22 protein-coding genes are annotated in these 18,489 nt (G+C 46.8%); 21 read left to right on the forward strand and 1 reads right to left on the reverse strand.

The window, feature by feature from the left end; translation table 11 throughout:
• Positions 1-71 precede the first annotated feature (71 nt).
• The 20 genes from MTR82_RS02495 (at position 72) to MTR82_RS02590 (ending at position 15,874) form a co-directional block, all read left to right on the forward strand.
• Positions 72-704, forward strand: a complete 633-nt coding sequence (locus tag MTR82_RS02495; RefSeq protein WP_246807576.1) for an HD domain-containing protein — start codon at positions 72-74, stop codon at positions 702-704.
• A complete protein-coding gene (locus tag MTR82_RS02500; RefSeq protein ID WP_052651461.1) occupies positions 701-2,584 on the forward strand; it encodes an ABC-F family ATP-binding cassette domain-containing protein in 1,884 nt (627 codons plus the stop codon). Before MTR82_RS02495 ends, MTR82_RS02500 begins: the two co-directional genes overlap by 4 nt.
• Positions 2,585-2,610: 26 nt before the next feature.
• Positions 2,611-3,747: a conserved virulence factor C family protein gene (locus MTR82_RS02505; protein ID WP_246807577.1), complete on the forward strand. Its 1,137-nt coding sequence runs from the start codon at positions 2,611-2,613 to the stop codon at positions 3,745-3,747.
• A 156-nt stretch (positions 3,748-3,903) separates the two neighbouring features.
• Complete coding sequence (locus MTR82_RS02510) at positions 3,904-4,194, forward strand: hypothetical protein (protein WP_246807578.1); 291 nt, start codon at positions 3,904-3,906, stop codon at positions 4,192-4,194.
• A 127-nt stretch (positions 4,195-4,321) separates the two neighbouring features.
• On the forward strand, positions 4,322-4,759 hold the full coding sequence (locus MTR82_RS02515; protein WP_052651464.1) for a BrxA/BrxB family bacilliredoxin: 438 nt from the start codon (positions 4,322-4,324) through the stop codon (positions 4,757-4,759).
• The gene (locus tag MTR82_RS02520) at positions 4,756-5,529 is read left to right on the forward strand and encodes a class I SAM-dependent methyltransferase (protein WP_246807579.1); all 774 of its coding nucleotides are present in this window, start codon (positions 4,756-4,758) and stop codon (positions 5,527-5,529) included. Before MTR82_RS02515 ends, MTR82_RS02520 begins: the two co-directional genes overlap by 4 nt.
• 285 nt (positions 5,530-5,814) lie before the next feature.
• Positions 5,815-6,408, forward strand: coding sequence for a YpjP family protein (locus MTR82_RS02525; RefSeq protein WP_052651466.1), 594 nt, complete (start codon positions 5,815-5,817; stop codon positions 6,406-6,408).
• A 72-nt stretch (positions 6,409-6,480) separates the two neighbouring features.
• Positions 6,481-7,425 (forward strand): thymidylate synthase, encoded by a 945-nt coding sequence (locus MTR82_RS02530; protein WP_246807580.1) that lies wholly within the window; start codon positions 6,481-6,483, stop codon positions 7,423-7,425.
• 30 nt (positions 7,426-7,455) lie between these two features.
• The gene (locus MTR82_RS02535; protein ID WP_246807581.1) at positions 7,456-7,935 is read left to right on the forward strand and encodes a dihydrofolate reductase; all 480 of its coding nucleotides are present in this window, start codon (positions 7,456-7,458) and stop codon (positions 7,933-7,935) included.
• A 10-nt stretch (positions 7,936-7,945) separates the two neighbouring features.
• On the forward strand, positions 7,946-8,689 hold the full coding sequence (locus tag MTR82_RS02540; RefSeq protein WP_246807582.1) for a lysophospholipid acyltransferase family protein: 744 nt from the start codon (positions 7,946-7,948) through the stop codon (positions 8,687-8,689).
• Positions 8,690-8,763: 74 nt separating this feature from the next.
• Complete coding sequence (locus tag MTR82_RS02545) at positions 8,764-9,603, forward strand: DegV family protein (protein ID WP_246807583.1); 840 nt, start codon at positions 8,764-8,766, stop codon at positions 9,601-9,603.
• A gap of 39 nt (positions 9,604-9,642) precedes the next feature.
• Positions 9,643-10,440 (forward strand): GDSL-type esterase/lipase family protein, encoded by a 798-nt coding sequence (locus MTR82_RS02550; RefSeq protein WP_246807584.1) that lies wholly within the window; start codon positions 9,643-9,645, stop codon positions 10,438-10,440.
• An 11-nt stretch (positions 10,441-10,451) separates the two neighbouring features.
• Positions 10,452-11,030: a YpmS family protein gene (locus MTR82_RS02555; protein ID WP_052651472.1), complete on the forward strand. Its 579-nt coding sequence runs from the start codon at positions 10,452-10,454 to the stop codon at positions 11,028-11,030.
• 15 nt (positions 11,031-11,045) lie between these two features.
• Positions 11,046-11,576, forward strand: coding sequence for a peptide-methionine (S)-S-oxide reductase MsrA (gene msrA / locus MTR82_RS02560; RefSeq protein WP_246807585.1), 531 nt, complete (start codon positions 11,046-11,048; stop codon positions 11,574-11,576).
• Entirely contained in the window at positions 11,573-11,998 is a 426-nt protein-coding gene (gene msrB, locus MTR82_RS02565; RefSeq protein ID WP_246807586.1) for a peptide-methionine (R)-S-oxide reductase MsrB, read from the forward strand. The genes msrA and msrB overlap by 4 nt, the downstream gene beginning before the upstream one ends.
• A gap of 57 nt (positions 11,999-12,055) precedes the next feature.
• Positions 12,056-12,271 carry a YozE family protein gene (locus tag MTR82_RS02570; protein ID WP_052651475.1) on the forward strand — a complete coding sequence of 72 codons (216 nt, stop codon included), beginning with the start codon at positions 12,056-12,058 and terminating at the stop codon, positions 12,269-12,271.
• A gap of 70 nt (positions 12,272-12,341) precedes the next feature.
• Positions 12,342-13,046, forward strand: coding sequence for a purine-nucleoside phosphorylase (gene deoD, locus MTR82_RS02575; RefSeq protein WP_246807587.1), 705 nt, complete (start codon positions 12,342-12,344; stop codon positions 13,044-13,046).
• A 105-nt stretch (positions 13,047-13,151) separates the two neighbouring features.
• The gene (locus MTR82_RS02580) at positions 13,152-14,690 is read left to right on the forward strand and encodes a lmo1851 family serine protease (RefSeq protein ID WP_246807588.1); all 1,539 of its coding nucleotides are present in this window, start codon (positions 13,152-13,154) and stop codon (positions 14,688-14,690) included.
• A 60-nt stretch (positions 14,691-14,750) separates the two neighbouring features.
• Positions 14,751-15,632 (forward strand): CobW family GTP-binding protein, encoded by an 882-nt coding sequence (locus MTR82_RS02585; RefSeq protein ID WP_246807589.1) that lies wholly within the window; start codon positions 14,751-14,753, stop codon positions 15,630-15,632.
• Positions 15,629-15,874, forward strand: coding sequence for a hypothetical protein (locus MTR82_RS02590; protein ID WP_246807590.1), 246 nt, complete (start codon positions 15,629-15,631; stop codon positions 15,872-15,874). The genes MTR82_RS02585 and MTR82_RS02590 overlap by 4 nt, the downstream gene beginning before the upstream one ends.
• On the opposite strand, the gene MTR82_RS02595 is transcribed toward MTR82_RS02590, so the two are convergent.
• A complete protein-coding gene (locus MTR82_RS02595; RefSeq protein ID WP_246807591.1) occupies positions 15,862-17,217 on the reverse strand; it encodes an MATE family efflux transporter in 1,356 nt (451 codons plus the stop codon). The genes MTR82_RS02590 and MTR82_RS02595 overlap by 13 nt on opposite strands.
• A 145-nt stretch (positions 17,218-17,362) precedes the next feature.
• On the opposite strand from MTR82_RS02595, the gene MTR82_RS02600 reads away from it, so the two are divergent.
• Positions 17,363-18,457, forward strand: a complete 1,095-nt coding sequence (locus MTR82_RS02600) for an undecaprenyldiphospho-muramoylpentapeptide beta-N-acetylglucosaminyltransferase (protein ID WP_246807592.1) — start codon at positions 17,363-17,365, stop codon at positions 18,455-18,457.
• Positions 18,458-18,489 lie beyond the last annotated feature (32 nt).

Genomic DNA, 18,489 nt, shown 5'->3' on the forward strand with positions numbered 1-18,489 from the left:
AATCTCCCGGGCAGGGGCGGACAAAGAGAGCGGAGAAAAGCTATAATAGAAGAAAAGGAGTCCAATAATCCATGACAAAGCTAATTGAGCAATGTGAGAAGCACGTCAAAACGATTTATGAAAGCTTTGATGCGAGCCATGACTGGCAGCATATTGAAAGGGTGCGGCAAAATGCCCGATTGCTGATGGAAAAAGAGCAAGCCGATGCATTGACCGTTGAAATTGCCGTGCTGCTGCACGATGTATCAGACCCGAAATACCGAAAGCCCGGAGAAGACTTGGAATCTGAAATATTGCAGCGCCTCGATTTGACGGCAGAGCAGCGGAAAAAAATAAAAGCGGTGATCGAGTCGGTATCCTTCAAAGGCGGAAACGGTAAGAAAGCGGCATCGATTGAAGCGGAAATCGTCCAGGATGCAGACCGGCTCGATGCGCTCGGGGCTGTCGGCATTGCCCGCACTTTTGCTTTTGGCGGTGCAAAAGGGCGCAAACTATACGACTGGGAAGAGCAGCCGAGGCAAAAAATGACGGAAGAAGAGTACCGGTCAAAACCGACGAGCAGCGCCACCCATTTTTACGAAAAACTATTATTGCTGAAAGACCATATGAATACGGAGATCGGAAAGCATATCGCTGAAGAACGCCATCAGTTTATGATATCCTTTTTAGGGCAACTTAAAAAAGAAACGGATGGGAATCAATGAGCCATTTAAACATTACGAATTTAACGAAAACAGTCGGAGCGAAAACGCTTTTTAAAAACGTAGAATTTTCTTTGTATCCAGGAGAGCGCGCCGGATTGATCGGTGTGAACGGAACAGGGAAATCCACTTTGATGTCTATTCTGGCTGGAGACATGGAAGCCGATTCCATATCGATGGACCACCCAAAAAAATACCAGATCACCTATTTAAAGCAGGAGCCGGAATTCGATGAATCGCTGACGGTATTGGAAACGGTGTTTTCCGGAGATTCACCGATTCTTGCCTTGAACCGTTCCTATGAACAGGCGCTAAAAAATATGATGGTCGATTCCAGCTCAACGCAGCTGCAGGATGAACTGATGAAAATCCAGGAAGGCATGGAACGGGAAAATGCATGGGACATCAATGCACTGGCGAAAACAGCATTGACGAAGCTTGGCATTGATATGTTTGATTCGCCCGTCGGGAATTTGTCAGGCGGCCAGAAAAAACGGGTGGCATTGGCGAAAGCTTTGATTGAGCCGGCGGATCTGATTTTGCTAGATGAGCCGACCAACCACCTTGATGCGGTTTCGACTGAGTGGCTGCAGGAAACGCTTCTCCGGATGGGAAGCGCCATGCTATTTGTGACGCACGACCGCTATTTCCTCGACGCCGTTTCTACCCATATTTTTGAACTGGCCGACCAGACTATGTATACCCATAAAGGGAACTACGGCGATTACCTGGAAAACAAAGCGATCCGGGATGAAATGGCTGCCAGTTCCCAGCAAAAGCTGGAAAACCGGTTCCGTTCTGAACTGAAATGGATTCGCCGCGGAGCGAAAGCCCGTTCGACGAAGCAAAAAGCCCGCATCCAGCGCTTTGAAGAAATCAAAGAAAACGTCCAAAAAGAAAATGACAATACCTCGCTTGAACTGTCGATGCAAAGCCAGCGACTTGGCAAGAAAATCATCGAAGGGGAGAACCTGTCGATGGCATTCGGCGATAAAGTCATTTTCCGGAATTTCGATTTTCTTTTGCAAGGCGGCGACCGCATCGGGATTGTCGGACCAAATGGCGCCGGCAAATCGACCTTGCTGAAAATCGTTGCGGGAGAGTACGAGCCGACGGAAGGCAAAATCGAATACGGAAGCACCGTGAAAATTGCCCACTTCACACAGCATTTGCCGGAAATGGATGAATCCCAGCGCATGATTGAATACATCCAGGAAATTTCAAGCGATTATGAAGCGGCGAAAGGCGTCCGATTGTCCGCAACGCAAATGCTGGAACGGTTTTTATTTCCTTCCAATGCGCACGGGACGCAAATCGGCAAATTGTCCGGCGGTGAGCGGAAGCGTTTGTATTTGCTGAAACTCCTGATGGAACAGCCGAATATTCTCTTGCTCGATGAACCGACGAATGACCTCGACATCCAGACGCTTTCTGTGCTGGAAGACTTTTTAGAGAACTTCCCGGGCGTCGTCATTACGATATCACATGACCGTTTCTTCCTGGACCGGATCGCCCGGAAATTATGGACGACCGGCACGGGCGAAATTCTTGAATACCAAGGGTTGTATTCCGATTTTATTAAAGAAAAAGCAGAACCGGCAGCCGAGGTTCCGGAAATTGCAGAACCGGTTAAACAAGAGACGCCGAAAAAACAGCAGCCCAAAAAGAAACTGACGTTCAATGAGCAGCGGGAATACAATGGGATTCTCGATGAAATCGCGGAACTTGAAGCGAAGATTGAAAGCTGCGAAGAAGAAATGGCCACCGCTGGAGCGGATTTTGAAAAATTGAACCGGCTGACGTTGGAAGTGGATGAACTAACTGCGAAATACGACGAAAAGATTGAGCGATGGACCTATCTTCAGGAAATCGCCGAATCATAAGGAATTACATGCAGGAGGGATAATTTATGAAGATTATTACGATTGAACCGACCCCGAGCCCGAATACGATGAAAGTGATCATTGACCAGGAATTGGCGTTCGGCAAGAGCCATAATTACAATAAAGAGAATTCAGAAGCTGCCCCGGCAGAAATCCAGCAGATTTTGGCCATTGACGGCGTAAAAGGCGTTTACCATGTAGCCGACTTTCTTGCGGTTGAACGGATTTCAAAATTCGACTGGGAAAACATTTTAGCGGCTGTCCGCAACGTTTTTGGCGGCATGAACAGCACAACAAATGATGAAATTGAAATGGACGAGCATTACGGTGAAGTCTACGTCCATGTCCAGCAATTCAAAGGCATTCCGCTGCAGGTAAAAGTTTTTGACAGTGCTTCTGAAAAGCGTTTTGCTATGTCAGAGCGTTTCGTCACGGCCATGAGCACCGTCATGGACCCTACAGAGGAAAACTATTTACTGCAGCGGAAGTGGGTGGATTATGGCGTCCGCTACGGCGACAACGAAGAGATCGGCAAGCAAGTGGCAGAAGAGCTGGAAGCAGCCTATCCGGCAGAACGCTTGGAGGCGATGATTGAAAAAGACCGTTCTGCAGAGTCTGCCGAACCGGTTATGCGCGGCAGAAAAGTCACGCTCGAAGAATTCGATGCACCGGACTGGCAGACGCGTTTCCAATTGCTCGAACAGATGAACGAAGGAGAGCTCAGCGATTTGCCGCTGCTGGAGCGGGCGCTGCAGGATGAGAAAATGTCCATCCGCCGGCAAGCGGCCATTTTCCTTGGGGACATCAAAGACAAAGACATGATCCCTTATCTGGAACTTGCGATGAGAGACAAAAGCTGGGCGGTCCGCAGAACAGCGGGCGACACGATCAGCGACCTCGGCTTTGAAGAATTCGAGCCGATCATGATGGAAACGTTGAAAGACAAAAATAAGCTCGTCCGCTGGCGTGCGGCGATGTTCCTTTATGAAACAGGAACAGAAGCGGCACTCCCTGCATTAAAAGAAGCGGAAGACGATCCGGAATTTGAAGTGAAGCTCCAAATCAAAATGGCGATTGCCCGCATTGAACAAGGCGAAGATGCCAAGGGCTCAGTCTGGAAACAAATGACCGAAGCGAGACAGGCAATGAAAGAAGAAAAATAAAAAGAAGAGCCGGAAGCGCGTCTGCCAAGCAGATCGAGCTTCCGGCTCCTTTTTTATCGAAATTTGAGGTTTTCAACTTCGAACTATGAGGTAAACTGCAAGTAAATACAAGAATGGCCAATCAATCATAACAGTCAATCAGATGGAGGCGAGCCTATGGAAGAAGATATCTACTCAATCGAACTATTGCACCAAGGCAAATACGAGTCGTGGGATTTCGGCGGCGAGGAAAAGCGCAACGAATTCTTCGAAGACATTAAAAACAACTTCAAAGGGCATGAAATCGAAGATCAGGAAAATGCGGAAGATACACGAATCGTCCAGTTATCTGCCACCAGCCTTCAGATTAAAAAAGACGGCGTCTCCCAAACCGTTCCATATGAATGGTATGATGCAGATTCCTACCAAAAAATTCTGGAATACATCAACAATAACTACAGCGAGTGAAGAGAGTGTCTCCACGGGAGATGCTTTTTTTGATGGAGGCAAAGAATACGAAAAGCTGTTTGCGGTGAAAGTGGACGTGATTTGCGTTAGAATGGAAGAGAATATACGAAAGTAGGGGGAATCTGAAATGAACGCATATGATGAGTATATGAAAGGCATCGTCGTGCCGATGCGCCAGGAATTGACGTCTCACGGCTTTAAAGAACTATTGACGGCAGAAGCAGTGAATGAACATATGAGTGAAGCGGAAGGAACAAGTCTGGTGGTCATCAACTCCGTATGCGGCTGTGCGGCAGGGCTAGCACGTCCTGCGGTAATCGAAGCATTGCAGCAGACAGCTGCTAAACCGGATCATTTGGTAACGGTGTTTGCCGGGCAGGACAAAGAAGCGACTGCACAAATGCGCCATTATTTTGAAGATGTGCCGCCGTCTTCACCTTCAATTGCCGTTGTAAAAGATGGCCAACTCGCTTATTTCATTCCCCGGGAGCAGATTGAAGACCATGACGTGGAACACATCCGCGACCATTTGGCGCAAGTGCTTGAGCAGGTTGCCGGCGAGTGAAGACAATTGTGACCACGGCATACCGGCCGAACCAAAAAACGGACGAGCTGGCCGCACGGGTTTCAGAAGAACTGGCCATTCCATTTGTGCTCCGCCGGAAGCGCTCGATCGAACGGATCCATTCCGATGAACAAGCCGATGTCTTGGTTGCAGCAAAAGAACGGCTCGAGTTTTACCCGGTAGGTAAAACGGAGCCGTTCTTTTTTCATCCGAACTCGGCAGCGTTCCGGACGAAGCGGCCGCTTGATCAGGATCCGTTGATTGAAGTATCAGGCCTGTCCGAAGGCGATTGCCTGATCGACTGTACGCTTGGGATGGCATCGGATGCCATCGTCGCCTCTCAAAGAGTAGGGGGGAACGGGCGGGTCATCGGCTGTGAAGCCCATCCGACTTTAGCATACGTCGTATCGAACGGGCTGCGGGCATACGAATCGATGCCGCATTTAACGGAAGCGATGAAAAGAATCCGGGTTGTAGCATCGGATGCAGTTGAATTTCTGAAGACGTGCGATGACCGATCAGCAGATGTCGTCTATATGGATCCCATGTTCACGGAAGAAATTTTGGAGTCCTCCAATTTCCTTCCGCTCCGGGGAACGGCTGAAGCCGGCCAGTTGACGGAAGAATGGATGGCACAGGCAGTCCGTGTAGCCCGGAAAGCGGTTGTCCTGAAAGCGCATTTCCGCTCAGCGGATTTTGAACGGTACGGCTTTGCAAGGCGCGTCCGGCCGAATACGAAATTCCATTATGGGGTTATCAGCTGCCGATAAAATTTTATCGCAAAAAAACTTTGCACAAAAAAACTTCCTAATCGCTTAGGAAGTTTTTTTCTTAGTCTGTAAAGTTTAATGAAGTCAAATATCCAAGCATGAATAGTAGTCCAAGACCGATTAATAATGATGCATCCATGAAAAGTTCCTCCTTTTTCGAAAAAACAGAGCTATATGATTAATTTTATTGTACAATGAATTTCAAGAAGATGAAACCTTTACACAAGAAATTCGTTTAATTAAACAATAGAGTTACTAAAATGTTCAAAATTGTGGGTGATATGGATGAAAAGCTGGTGGCAAAAATCATTGATGATTGCAGTGGCCGTATTGACTTTAGGGGCGATTTCCCCGAACCATATGATTTGGGAGAACTTGCTCGACGATAAAGCGCCAAGCAATTCGCAAGCTGCAGCAGGCAACGAAAAACAATATACATACGATTTTCTGGATCCGAGTGAACTTTATTACAGCAGCCAGTCTGTCTTGGACACGGTGCATAAAGCCGCAGAAGAACAGGCTTATGTCAAATTCGGTTCTCGCATCGGCCCGGTGATCCAAGATGAATTCCAGACATCGATCCTGCCGAATATCCAACAGGCGATCAATGACCATTTAGCCGGACTCGACCCTGATAAACAAAGGCTGTTGGCAATTTCCGAACGGCCATCCGGAGACCACGCAGAAAAGATTTTCCACGTCTACAACAGTGAAACCAACAAAGACTTGATCCGTTTTCACGTAAGAACAGAGAAAAAACCGCAGGAAGGCTACTTCTTCAATTTCCATTACCATGTGGCTGAAGATAATTTCCAGCAGCACATTGCCCTCGGCGATATTTATTGGTCCAAAAATACACCGCCGAAATGGCTTTCTTAAAACCGTTGCATTTTGAACGGTTTTTTTTGTTGGATTTTGTTATGATAATGATAACAATGGAGGCGAATTAAAATGAAACAATATTTGGATTTATGCAAGCATATTTTAGAAAATGGCACGAAAAAAGAAGACCGGACAGGAACCGGCACTTTAAGTGTTTTCGGCTATCAGATGAGATACGACCTGAATGAAGGCTTTCCATTGATGACTACAAAAAAAACGGCGTTCCGGCTCATTGTTTCAGAACTTTTATGGTTCATTAATGGCGATACGAATGTTAAGGCTTTGCTCGCTGAAAACAATCACATTTGGGATGAGTGGGCTTTTGCCAAATGGATTGAAAGCGATGAATATAAGGGACCGGATATGGCCGACTTTGGCCGGCGCGCTCAAAAGGATCCGGCATTTGCGGAAGTATACGGGCAGCAAATGGCCTTATTCCAGCAGAAAATTCTGGAGGAACCGGGTTTTGCGGAGAAATACGGCGATCTTGGACCGGTTTATGGCCAGCAATGGCGCTCCTGGGCTAAAACGGACGGCGGCTCCATCGACCAGCTTAAAAATGTGATCCACGCGATTAAAAACAATCCGGATTCACGCCGCCACTTGGTAACTGCCTGGAATCCGGAATTCGTTGACGATATGGCGCTGCCGCCTTGCCACACCATGTTCCAGTTTTACGTCGCAGACGGCAAGCTTTCGTGCCAGCTGTACCAGCGCAGTGCGGATGTTTTCTTAGGCGTGCCATTCAACATTGCATCCTATGCATTGCTTACGCATCTGGTTGCACGGGAATGCGGCCTTGGCGTAGGGGATTTTGTCCATACCACAGGAGATACCCATCTTTACGTCAACCATTTGGAACAAGTGAATGAGCAATTATCGCGCGAGCCGAAAAAGTTGCCGGTCCTAGCCATAAACGAAGAAGTCGAGTCGATATTCGACTTGAAAGTGGAGGACATTCAAGTCGAGGGCTACGATCCGCATCCGCGCATTAAAGCACCTGTAGCGGTTTAACAGCTGCAGACGAATAATGGAGGGGTTTCATTGATTTCATTGATGGTTGCACATGACCCGAATCGGGTTATCGGGATAAATAATGAACTGCCTTGGCATATTCCGGAAGATCTGGCGTATTTCAAGAAGCATACTGTCGGCAAGAGCATCATAATGGGACGGAATACGTTCGAATCGATCGGACGCCCGTTGCCGAAACGCAAAAATATTGTCGTTACGAGAAACGAGCATTACCATGCGGACGGCATTGAAATCGTCCATAATCTGGATGAAGCGATGGAACGGGGCAAGGGCATGAATGATGAAATCATGGTGATCGGCGGCGAGCAGATTTTTAGGTCCATTTTGCCAAAAGCTGACCGTTTGTATATCACGTTGGTGCAAAAGGAATTCGAAGGCGATACGTTTTTCCCGGAATACGGAAATGAGTGGGAATTGGTTTCCCGGTCTGACCATCTTTCTTCTGCAGGCATCCCGTTTTCCTATCTTGTTTATGAGAGAAAGGGCTGATTGAAGGAAGATGTATAATTCGATCAAGACGTTTTCATTTTTATTCGGCTATTTGCCGGTTGCAGCTGTAAACCTTAAAAAGTTTAAAGCGCAAAAAGCCGGTATGGGAAAAGCGGAATATGATGCGTTGATCCACTCTGAGCCGCAGAAGTGGGCAGCCGGCATCATGAAGCGGACAAAAAGCACCATTGAAATCGGCGGATTGGAAAATCTTCCGGAAGGCCCTGTCCTGTTTATCAGCAACCACGAAGGGAATTTTGATATTCCGGTGCTGCTGTCGTCCATTCCAAAGCCTTTTGGATTCATTTCCAAAAAAGAAGTGAAGAAGCTGCCGATCATTCCGCATTACATGGAAGAAATGAATTGCGTCTTCCTGGACCGGACAGACCGGAGAAGTTCTTTCAAATCGATTGAAGATAGCATTGAAAAACTGAAAAACGGCCATTCCATCCTGATTTTTCCGGAAGGGACGAGAAGCAAAGGCGAAGGGATTGGCGATTTTAAATCCGGATTTATGCGCATCGCCAAAGATGCAGGCGTGCCCATTGTGCCAATTGCCATCCATGGAACTTCAGCAATCATGGAACAAAACAATAATAAAATCCGTCCAGCTCAAGTATCGGTGAGGGTTTTGGAGCCGATCGGTGCCGAGTTGATAAAAGAAACGGATGCAAAAACCTTGATTCCGCTGATCCGTTCAAAAGTGGAACAAACGGTGGGAGAAATTGAAAGCAAAAAAACAGGTCTTCCATAGATCTGTTTTTTTACACGAATAAAGTGGCGTTTAAACGGACCGATTAAAGGAATATAGGATGTAGGAGTGATTTTATGCCGAAGATACACATTGTAACCGATTCAACAGCAGATTTAAAACCCGATATGATCGAAAAATACAACCTCCATGTGGTGCCGTTGAATATCCAAATCGATGGCAAGAGCTATTTGGACCGGGTGGACTTGGAACCGAAATCGTTTTTGGAGATGATGGCGACATCTAAAGAATTGCCGAAAAGTTCCCAGCCTGCCCCAGGAGTATTTAAAGACCTCTATGACCGTCTGGGTGCAAACGGCGATCAAGTGCTGTCCATCCACATGACCGGCGGCATGAGCGGAACCGTGGAGTCTGCACGGGCAGCTGCCGAATTGACAGACACGGATGTGACCGTGATCGATTCCCGCTATATTTCCCACGCACTCGCTTTCCAGGTTTTCGAAGCTGCCGATATGGCGGCTGAAGGCAAGGCCATGGAGGAAATTGTAAAGAGAGTAGAAACAATCAGAGAAAACACGAAACTGTTCGTAGTAGTGGATACGCTGGAAAACTTGGTAAAAGGCGGACGTATTGGAAAAGGGCGTGCCATGATCGGCTCATTCTTGAAAATCAAGCCGATTGCCTCCCTTGACGGCGGAGAATATACGCCTGTCGCGAAAGTCCGCAGCTATAAACAAGTTGTTCAATACTTAATGGACGAGTTCAAAGAGCGGATTGTCGGCAAGACCGTGAAAGGCATCGGAATTGCCCATGCGGAAGGATTGGCAATGGGCGGTCCGCTAAAAGCGCAGCTTGAGCAAGAAGGGCATACGGATATTAAATTTGACTACACAACCCCGGTCATTTCGACGCATACAGGAGTTGGAGCTATTGGTTTCATGTTCTATACAGACTGATCGGACGGTCAAATGGACTCTGCTAAAGGGGCGACTAAATTGAAACGCATCCTGTTTATCATCTTTTTAGCAGCGGGAATTTTGGCGGGATGCAGCTCTTCGTTCATTTTTGGGAAAGACGAAGCCGAACCAAGAGTTCCGATCGCTTTTACTGAATATCGCGTGCCGCCCAATTTCGTGCCGCAAGCGCTCATTATTACAGCGCTTGGCGACTCGCTTTCGCAAGGGGTTGGCGATACCGAGAATTTTGGCGGCTATACCGGCAGACTGGCGGACGAGGTCAGTGAATGGCCAGGGGTGCGGGGGACGATCGTTGAAAATACCGCCAAGCGGGGACGCCGAAGCGACCAATTGCTGGCCATGTTTCCGAAAGGCGCATTGACCGGCCCGATTTCAGAGGCGGATTATGTCACGATGACCATCGGCGGGAACGATATCATGAAAATTGTAAAAAGGGACCTTTTTTCTTTGAATATCGAAGCTTTTAAGGATGAACTGGTTTTATACGAAAATCGCTACCGCATAATTTTCAAATCCATCCGCGCAATCAACCCTTCTGTCCCCATCATTGCGATCGGCATTTACAACCCATTTTCTTTGATTACGGATGAAGTGGAAGAGTTTGATGAAATTATCTCCAATTACAATGACGCTATGAAAGAAATAACAGAAGAAGATCCGCTGGCGTGTTTTGTGCCGGTGGAGGACTTGTTTGTCGGCAATGATAATCTCGTTTACCATACAGATTTTTTCCATCCGAACAGCAAAGGCTATGAGCTGATGACGGAGCGGATTCTTGAAAGAATGGGCGAATGCGGATTTAGCTATCAAGAGTAGGAGGGGTTTAATTGAAGATATGGCGTGCCGCTTTTTTAGTGCTGCTGACAGTGAACATACTCGCTATCGCCGCATTATTCCTATTGATAACTACACCATCAGAAAAGCATTCATTAGCGGATCAAAACGCAGCTGGGAATAATCTAGCCGGGAACTCGGTAATCGTCAATGTGACAAAAGACGATTTTGAAGGAATTGCTAATACCTACATCCAGCAGGCGATGGCGGATCAGCCCATCCCTCTTGCTTTATCGGTCGATGATGATGTAAGTTTGTCGACCGAGCTGGAAGTATTTTCGGTCAAGCTGCCGATCCTTTTAAGTTTTGAGCCTTTTGTGCAAGAAGACGGCAATTTGCGGCTTCAGCAAAAGTCGGTCGAGGTCGGCATGCTGGATATTCCGCCTGAATCTGCGTTAAAATTACTAAGAGACTCAGTAGAGCTTCCAGAATTTATGGAAGTTGAGCCTTCCGAGGAATCAGTGTTGCTGAAATTGACGGAAATTCCGCTAGATGGTGGAATAGCGGTAAGGGCAACCTCTTTCAATCTCGAAGAAGATGATATACGATTGCGTGTAACGATTCAGAGATAAGGACGGTGGAATTGGATGAAGACAGAAAAAGCGACATTTGCAGGCGGCTGTTTTTGGTGCATGGTCAAGCCGTTTGATTCCTATGACGGTATCGAGTCGGTGGTAAGCGGCTATACAGGCGGCAATGTGCCGAATCCGACGTATGAGCAAGTATGTTCAGAGACGACCGGCCATTACGAAGCAGTGCAAATCACCTTTCAGCCCGAAATTTTTTCGTATGAGAGACTATTGGAAATCTTTTGGAGCCAGATAGATCCGACAGATGCCGGCGGCCAATTTTTTGACCGCGGCCAATCGTATCAAACGGCGATTTTCTACCATTCGGAAGAACAGCGGTTAGCAGCGGAGCAATCGAAGCGGGATTTAGAGAAATCCGGCAAGTTTTCAAAGCCGGTTGCAACCAAAATTCTGGAAGCCAAGCCATTTTATTTGGCAGAAGATTACCATCAGGATTATTATAAGAAAAACCCTGCCCATTACAACCGTTATTCGGTTGGATCGGGAAGAGCAGGGTTCATTGAAAGAAATTGGGGTGGACAATCATGAAAGAAGATTTAAAAGCAAAATTGACGCCGATGCAATATCATGTCACGCAGGAAAATGGGACGGAGCCGCCCTTCCAGGGCGAATATGATCAATTGTTCGATGACGGCATCTATGTAGATATCGTTTCAGGAAAACCGCTTTTCAGCAGCAAAGACAAATACGATGCCCATTGCGGCTGGCCGAGCTTTGCAAAACCGCTGGAAGGTTCGGAAATCAAAGAAAGCTTTGATGCGAGCCACGGCATGAGAAGAACGGAAGTCAGAAGTGCGACGGCAGATTCGCATCTCGGACATTTGTTCCCGGACGGACCGTCTTCGCTTGGCGGCTTGCGCTATTGCATCAATTCGGCTGCCTTGCGTTTTGTGCCTAAAGACCAATTGGATGCAGAAGGCTTATCTGAATACAAACAGCTATTCGAATGAGGGGATGCCCGGACAAATGTCCGGGCTTTTCCTTGCCAAAATAGAGGAGGGGAATGGGTGAAACGCTCTTTTTATCAATTTGCGCTGAAATACCGGGGCAAGCTCGATGCGGATGATTTCTCGGAATTTGCAGAGTCCATGTTCTTAGACCACAGCTTTCCGAAAGCATCGGAAGACTTCGAAGAATTGTCCAGATATATTGAAGAACGGGCCCATCCCGTATTGAAAGCTTCGACTTTTGATGCGATTTGGGATGAATATAGGAGGCTTTAAGGTAATCGATTGCACTGGCTCTGAAAAAACAGTATGATTAGAACGACTAAAATAAAGTGAGGTTTTATAAATGAGTGTTCACATCAATGCAAAAAAAGGCGATATCGCCGATACGATCCTACTTCCGGGAGACCCGCTTCGCGCAAAATATATTGCTGAGACTTTCTTAGAAGACGCAGTATTGTATAACGATGTCCGCAACATGTTCGGATATACAGGTACATATAAAGGCAAACGCATTTCGGTTCAAGGAACTGGAATGGGCGTTCCTTCAATTTCCATTTACATCACGGAATTGATGAACGAATATGACGTACAGAAATTGATCCGCGTCGGTACTTGCGGTTCCATCCATGAAGATGTGAAAGTCCGCGACGTTATTTTGGCGCAAGGCGCATCTACAGATTCAAAAATGAACGAAATCATCTTCAATGGCGTAGACTATGCTCCGCTTGCAGATTTTGATTTGCTATTGAAAGCTTATAACGCTGGCCTTGAAAAAGGATTGAACTTGCGCGTGGGCAACGTTTTCACTGAGGACGTTTTCTACAACGAGTTTGCAGAACATGAAAAATGGGCTAAATACGGTGTCCTAGGCCTGGAAATGGAATCAGCTGCACTTTACACGTTGGCTGCAAAATTTAGCCGCAAAGCATTGTCTATCTTGACTGTCAGCGACCACTTGATCACTGGAGAAGTAACAACTTCAGAAGAGCGCCAGACAACTTTCAATGATATGATCGTTGTAGCGCTTGATGCTGCTATCCAGGAATAGGAACAAAAAAAGAGACTGTCTTGACAGTCTTTTTCTTTTAATTTTTAGCCAAGCCTGATAAAATCTATAACAGTTTGATTGGCAATTATGAAAGTGGTGAAAATGATGGATGAAAAGCGCCCAGGTGAGGAGCACCAACAGATCCCGCCGGCAGAAGAAGCTCCGTCCCATTTTATCCGGATGAAAACATTCTATTTTATCATGCTTGTTGTTGTTCTGATATTATGTACAGCGGGGTTAACCGTTTTTGCGTTGACGTTCGGAGACGAAAAAGCGGTGGAAGTGACTTCTCCACAGAGAAGTGAATTCCAGAAATTGTATGCAGCATATGATCAGCTGCATGCTGAATACTATGAAGACCTTGATGACCAGGAATTGATCAATGGCGCTATTAACGGCATGATCGATTCATTGGATGATCCGTATAGCGATTATATGAATAAAGAAGAGGCTTCCCAGTTTCTTGAAGGCATTTCTTCGAGCTTCCAAGGAATCGGAGCGGAAGTGCAGGAGCGCAACGGCTACATCAGTGTCGTCTCTCCGATCAAAAATTCTCCAGCTGAAAAAGCGGGAATTATGCCTGGCGATATCATCACACAAGTGGATGGCGAAAGCATTCAAGGAATGAGTGCTTCTGAAGCCGTCATTTTAATCCGCGGCGAAAAAGGCTCTGAAGTGACGTTGACCGTAAAACGCGGAGAATCGGCAGAGCCGATGGAATTTAAAATCATCCGCGATGAAATTCCCATTGAAACGGTTTATGCAGAAATGATCGGCGACAATGTTGCCCATATTCAAATTACCAGTTTCTCGGAAAACACATATGATGAATTGCTGAGCGCGATTACAGATATGGAAAAAGAAGGCATGGAAGCCCTCGTGATGGACGTTCGCCAAAATCCGGGCGGGTTGTTGACAACTGCTTTGGATATTTCGAATTTGTTCATTGAAGAAGGAAAAGAAATGTTTGAAGTCCAGGCCAAAGGCGAAGAGCCTGAAGTTTACATGTCTTCACCTGGAACAAAAGTAAAAGTTCCCGTCACATTGTTGATCGATGGCGGATCGGCTTCTGCCTCTGAAATTCTTGCAGGTGCAATGAGTGAATCTGCGGAAATCCAATTAGTCGGAGAAAAGACTTTCGGGAAAGGGACCGTACAGACAGCAAGTGACTTGGAAGACGGTTCGAACTTGAAATTTACGACGGCCAAATGGTTGACGCCGGAAGGCAATTGGATTCATGAAAAAGGCATTCAGCCGGATAAGGAAGTGGCCTATCCGGAATATGCATCATTGCCGATTTTAGATCCTTCGGTTGAACTGAAAGATGGGACAATTTCAGAAAACGTGCGGACAGCAGAGAAAATGCTGAAAGCGCTTGGCTTTGAAGTTGGAGAAATCGACGGTGTATTTGAAGAAAACCTTCAAGAAGCGGTAGAAGCGTTCCAGGAGGAAAATGATTTGGAACCGACAGGCATCGTAACGGGAGATACAAGTTTTGCCATTATGGATGCACTGCGCTTGAAAATTGAAAAAGACGATCCGCAGCTTCTGGAAGCGAAGAAAATCGTGATGGAAGAAGCCGGAATTTCTGCTGAAACTGAAAAAGAAACAGAAGAAGCAGCGACAGAAGATGCAAAAGAGTAAATTTGAGGTCCGCTCCTAGCGGGCCTTTTTTATCTACATTCCATTTGAGGGGGAACCACAGTGAAAGACGTCTATTTATTCAGCGGCTTTTTAGGAAGCGGAAAAACGACGCTATTAAAAAATATCATTCAGCAAGCGAAAGAAGCCGGCCTGAAGCCTGCGGTCTTTATGAATGAGCTTGGCCAAATGAATTTTGACTCGGATGCAGTGGAAGACGGCGTGCCGTTAAAAGAATTATTGGATGGCTGCATCTGCTGCACCGGCTCTGAAAAATCGGAAGCCCAAATCCAGACTTTATTGGCTGAAGAGGATTTTGACCTGCTGTTGATCGAAACGACCGGCGCTGCCCATCCGGTAGAAGCTTTAGATGCAATTTTCTCTCCGTTATTTGCGGAACGTTTGAATTTCAAGGGAATCATTACCGTAGCAGATGGGAAGCGCTGGCTTGACCGGGGCCAACTGAGCCCGCAGATCCGTTCATTGTTCATCGAACAGATTCGCCACGCGGACTTAATCTTGGCCAATAAGATGGATCTATTGAGCGAAGAGGAACAAGGAAAAGTGACTTTCGAACTTCAGGGCCTGAATTCATCCGCTTCAATTTTGCAGACGACCCATTCAAAAGTTCCTTTTTCCATGCTTGAGAAATTGACTGCTTCGAAGAAAGGGGCAGTCGAATCCGCTCCAGTTTCCAAATTGAACTTAAATACACGCGTTTTTCCATTTGCAAAACCAGTCAAACGGGAAGATTTTGAAGCGTGGCTGCGCGCATTGCCGGAAACGGTTTACCGCATAAAAGGGTACGTGCCGCTAGAAGGGGATAAATACCCGCATGCGTTTCAATACGCTTACGGAATGGCCCAGTGGCTGCCGGAATACATGAAGATGAACACGCAGATTGTTGTAATCGGAGAAGGGATTGAAGGAGTGGAGCTGCCTTGATCGATGCTTACCGTAAGCTATGGAAAAATCGTGCCGGCGTTTTAGAGATTGAAACAGATGCTCAGCTGGAACAGGCTATCCGCATTGAATTAAACGATGAACTGACCCATCCGCGCATTCGGAAGCCGGTCGCAGAAAAGCTGGCTTTTGCGGCTGAACGGATCGGACAATCCGATTTGGCTGAAACAGAGAAAGCCCAATTGCTCGACCTATATAAAAAGATTGCTGCTCAACTTGGCTGAGCGGCAATCTTTTTTTGTTTGATCAATAATCGAATGGACAAAGTGAAGGCACCTGCTGAGAGGCCGGCGATCAATCCAATCCAATAGCCGAACGCTTCAAAGCCGGTGTAAGCGGCCAGCATATAACCGACGGGCAGGCCGATGACCCAGTAGGAAACGACGGCCATGACAAACGTGATGTTTACGTCTTTATAGCCTCTCAGTGCACCTTGCACCGGAGCTTGTATGGCGTCCGATACTTGGAACAATGCGGCGAACACGAGGAACTGGATTGCGAGCTGGATCACTGCCGGGTCCGAAGAATACAAGGCAGCGATGTGCCCGCGCATGAAAAACAGGATGGCCGCGGAAGCGAAGCTGAATGCCACTGCACTTGCAACACTGAGCCAACTGTACTGTCTAGCGTCCAAGAAACGTCTCGCGCCGACTTCAAATCCGACAAGGATAGTGGCACCCATTGAAATGCTGAGCGGCAGCATGTATAGAAGCGATGTGAAATTGATCGCAATTTGATGCGCTGCAATCGTAATGGTTCCATATGTACTCATCATTAACGTGACAGCGGAGAAAATACTCGTTTCTGCGAAAATTGAAATGCCGATCGGCACGCCGATTCGGCTGATTTCGGAAATTCGCGCTAGCGATAGTTTCGTCCAAGCCCTGAAGATGGCGAATTCGGCAAACGGTTTTCTTTTGTGGATGATCCAGACAGCGATGGCAAGCACAAGCCAATACGTAATGGCGGATGCGTAGCCTGCTCCGGGACCGCCGAGTTCCGGAAATCCGAAACTGCCGAAAATCAGCAGATAGTTGAAAAAGACATTGATGGGCGCTGACATCAGCGAGATGAACATGGAGACGCGGGTCGCTCCAAGTGCATCGATATAGGAGCGAAGGGCATTATAGGCGAATAGCGGAATGAGCCCTAAGCTCATTGCGAAGATATATTCCGCTGCGACCGCTTCCACTGCCGGTTCCAGGTCCATCAAACCAAGGAGCGGATCGATACCGAACAGGAAAAACAGAAAAACGGCAACCGCCAATAGAATGGCGACATAAATTCCGTGCTGGACCGCATCTTTTACTTCTTCTTTTTTCTTAGCCCCCATCAATTGTGCTACAATTGGAGTGATGGACATCAGTATGCCGGCTAGCCCGATGTACACGGGAACCCAAAAAGAAGAGCCGATGGAAACGCCGGCCAAATCTTCGGTTCCATACCGGGCAGTCATATAGATATCAAAAAAAGTGACCAAATACATGGCAACTTGTGTAATGAGTATCGGCAAAACGATTTTGAAAAGCAATTTCAGTTTTTCAGATTTTGTTTTAGTTTCGACCATGATCCATCCTCCAGTAAGACACTCCGTCCGCATGTTAAGCGGACGCAAATAATTCAAATAAGCCTAAGTATAGCATAGAAAACCCGTGCATTTAGATGCACACAAGACAGAATAAAGAGATATTTTCTAGAGAGTAGGATACAGAATGAAGAAAAGAACGATTTTATTGACAGGCGGCGGCACTGCCGGGCACGTCTCGCTGAACCAGGCCATTCTTCCGGAATTGCAGAAGCTTGGCTTTAATGTAGAATACATCGGATCGAAAGACGGCATTGAAAGTGAACTGATTCCGGAGACATTTCCAGAAGTGCCGTACCATGCCATCTCCAGCGGCAAACTGAGACGCTATTTCTCCATGAAAAACTTCTCAGATCCTTTCCGGGTAGGGACTGGATTGCTACAGGCGCTAAGCATTATCCATAAGACAAAGCCGGAAGCGATTTTCTCAAAAGGCGGCTTTGTTTCGGTGCCGGTTGCCATGGCTGGGAAAATGTTAGGTGTTCCGGTCATCATCCACGAGTCTGATGTGACTCCCGGCCTTGCAAATAAAATTGCGATGCCGTTTGCCAACCATATCTTCACCGTGTTCAAAGAGACGCTGAAGCATGTGCCGGCGGAAAAATCAACTTGCACCGGTTCCGTTATCCGCAGCGAATTGATGGAAGGCTCCGCTGAAATCGGAAAAGAATTGTGCCATTTTGAATCGGACTTGCCGGTATTGATGATTATGGGCGGCAGCCAAGGCTCGGCTGTTGTCAATGAAGCAATCCGCAGCAACTTGCCAGCCTTGATGGAAGCGTATAATGTCATCCATTTATGCGGGAAAGGCAATTTGGATGCATCGTTGGAAAACCTTCCTAATTATTGCCAATTTGAATACGTTACAACCGAACTTCCGCATCTTTTGCATATGACGGATTTTGTCGTATCGCGGGCAGGTTCGAATTCAATATTTGAATTTTTGGCTTTGAAAAAACCGATGCTGCTCATTCCGCTTTCTCGGCAGAAGAGCCGTGGAGACCAAATTTTAAATGCCCAATTGTTCAAACAGCAAGGCTTTGCCCACGTCATTGAAGAAGAGGATTTAACGCCTGAAAATTTCCTTTCCGAAATGCAAAAGCTTCATTTGGATGAAGATTTGCTTGTGGAAAACATGACGATGGCAGAACCGCCGAAAACGTCCAGTGAAATGGCCAAACTCGTGATTGCCCATTCTAAGGCCCGCTATATTAAGAAATAGGGTTCCGATATACACAAATTTTTAGCCAGGAG

Origin of the sequence: Planococcus ruber (assembly GCF_022819085.1) — a bacterium.
Taxonomy (GTDB): domain Bacteria; phylum Bacillota; class Bacilli; order Bacillales_A; family Planococcaceae; genus Planococcus; species Planococcus ruber.